The sequence below is a fragment of the Rhodococcus sp. IEGM 1370 genome (assembly GCF_033142325.1).
Lineage (GTDB): Bacteria > Actinomycetota > Actinomycetes > Mycobacteriales > Mycobacteriaceae > Rhodococcoides.
Map to the genome: position 1 here is coordinate 1 of NZ_JAWLRY010000054.1, position 2,440 is coordinate 2,440.

Here is a 2,440-nt window from a genome sequence, read left to right on the forward strand (position 1 = left end):
GGGCGGTCCTTTCGGTGTTGTGCGTCTTTCATGCGGTAGGACTCGCCGTCGGTGACGACGATGGTGGCGTGGTGGAGCAGCCGGTCGAGGATCGACGCTGCGGTGGTGTGCTCGGGCAGGAACCGACCCCACTGCTCGAATGGCCAGTGCGAGGCGATCGCCAATGATCGTCGTTCGTAGGCGCCGGCGACCAGCCGGAACAACAGTTGCGTTCCGGTGTCGTCGAGCGGCGCGAACCCCATTTCGTCGACGATGATCAGATCGACCCGCAGCAGCGATTCGATGATCTTGCCGACGGTGTTGTCGGCCAGGCCGCGATACAACGTCTCGACCAGATCCGCTGCAGTGAAGTAGCGAACCTTGTGCCCGGCGTGGACCGCGGCGACTCCGAGCCCGATCAGGGTGTGCGACTTCCCTGTTCCGGCGGGTCCGATGAGCGCTAGATTCGATTGCGTCCGAACCCATTCCAAGCTGGAGAGGTAGTCGAAGACTTTCGGCTGGATCGACGACGCAGCGACGTCGAACGACTCCAATGTCTTCGTCACCGGAAACGCTGCTACCTTGAGGCGACTGACGATGTTCGACGCATCTCGGGCTGCAAGCTCGGATTCGACCAGCGTGCGCAGCACTTCCTCCGGTGTCCAGCGCTGAGTCTTGGCGGTCAACAGCACTTCGGGTGCGGTCCTGCGGATCGCAGCGAGTTTGAGTCGCCGCAATCCCGCGTCGAGGTCGGCAGCGAGTTCGGGAACATGTTGCGGTGCAGCAGTCTTCGGCTTGTCTGCAACCAACCTGGCGTCAGTCATGACGGCACCTGCTGATCGCCGGACGGTCGACCGACGGCGTAGGCATCCAACGACCGAGTGGGGGCGGTCGGCAGATCCAGAATCAGCGCATCACCAGCAGGGCGGGGTTGCGGTGTGCCGGCTCCCGCGGCGAGGATCGAGCGCACATCAGCAGCTCTGAACCGCCGAAACGCCACGGCACGAGTCAACGCCCCGACCAAGGCTTCGGTGCCGTGCGCGGCGCCGAGCGCGAGAAGCACCTCGAGCTCGGAGGACAACCGGGTGTTACCGATTGCCGCGGCACCGACCAGGAACCGCTCGGCGCTCTCTCCTAGTGCGCAGAACTGTTGCTCCACAGTGGTTCTCGGTCTAGGTCCGCGATTCGGGGCGGGCCGGGCGCCGTCGTAGTGCTCGTCGAGCACCGACGCGGTGCCCGGCTGCGCGAGGTCGTGCTCGGCCAGGACTTCCCCGCTGGCGGGGTCGATGATCACGAGCCGGCCGTCGACTTGGGTGAGCGTCACCGCGCGGCCGATGAACTTCACCGGCACCGAGTACCGGGCCGAGGCGAACCGGACACAGGACAGGCGGTCGACCTTCCGGGTCACCGGTGGCGGCCCGATCGCGAGCCGTAGCGAGGGCAACGCCGAGAGCAACTCTCGCTCCGAATCGAGCCGTTCGTCGGGGACGGCGCAGGTTTCCGAGTGCACCCGTGCGTTGACTTCCGCGCACCAGACTTTCGCCGCTGCGTTCGCAGCATGGACATCGACGGTGGTGCCGGCAACGGACGCTTCGGTGAACAACGGCACGGCAAGATCTCGTTGGGCGTAGCCGACGAGGTTCTCCACCACACCTTTGGACTGTGGATCGTTGGCGTGACAGAAGTCCGGCGCGAACCCGTAGTGGGTGGCGAACCGGACATAGTCCGGGGTTGGGATGACGACGTTCGCGACGACACCGCCCTTGAGACATGCCATCCGATCAGCGAGGACCTTCGCCGGGACACCGCCGACCGCGGCGAGCGCCTCGGCGATCAAAGCCATTGTCGTGGTTGCTTTCTCGTCGGCCGCAAACGCTACGAACCGCCAGCGTGAGTAGGCCATGACAGCGCAGAACAGATGCAGACCACCGACGACGGCCCAATCGATGACCAGATAGTCACCCGGAGCCCACACCGCGGGTCGGCGGCCGCGGTGGTGCTCGGCCCGCCACTTCGCTTTCTCCTCGGCGACCAGACGGCGGAAGTTGCGGTCCGAGCCGTCGTAACCGGCGGTGCGGGCGATCGGCAGGATCCGTTTCGCGGAGATCCTGCCTTGGGATTTCTCGACGCGTTCGCAGACCAGCTCGGCGACCGCGTCGTAATTGTGTTCACGTTCGACACGGTCGGCAGGGGTGTGGCCTGCTTGTTCGGCTTCGAATCGTTCGACGGTGCGTTTGACGGTCTTGTGGGTGGTGCCGCACAACTCTGCGGCTGCTCTGTACGACCCGACTTGGTTGTAGGTGGAAATGATGTCCATACGGTCCCTCGCAGACTTCAATGGAACTCCCCGGGTGGTGCGGTGTGTGGTTGGCACCTTCACCGTCACCGCTCGGGCCAAAAGTTCCTGATCGACACGACGAACACGGGGTGGGGACTTTTATCTGGCCACCAGTGGGGACCT

Annotated in this window: 2 protein-coding genes; both read right to left on the reverse strand. The window is 64.8% G+C overall.

Annotated features, from left to right (window positions below; translation table 11 throughout):
- The coding region (gene istB, locus R4P47_RS24920) for an IS21-like element helper ATPase IstB (protein ID WP_094725211.1) at positions 1-803 on the reverse strand (803 nt) is incomplete at its 3' end.
- Positions 800-2,317, reverse strand: a complete 1,518-nt coding sequence (istA, locus tag R4P47_RS24925) for an IS21 family transposase (RefSeq protein WP_317786068.1) — start codon at positions 2,315-2,317, stop codon at positions 800-802. The genes istB and istA, both read right to left, overlap by 4 nt.
- Positions 2,318-2,440 lie beyond the last annotated feature (123 nt).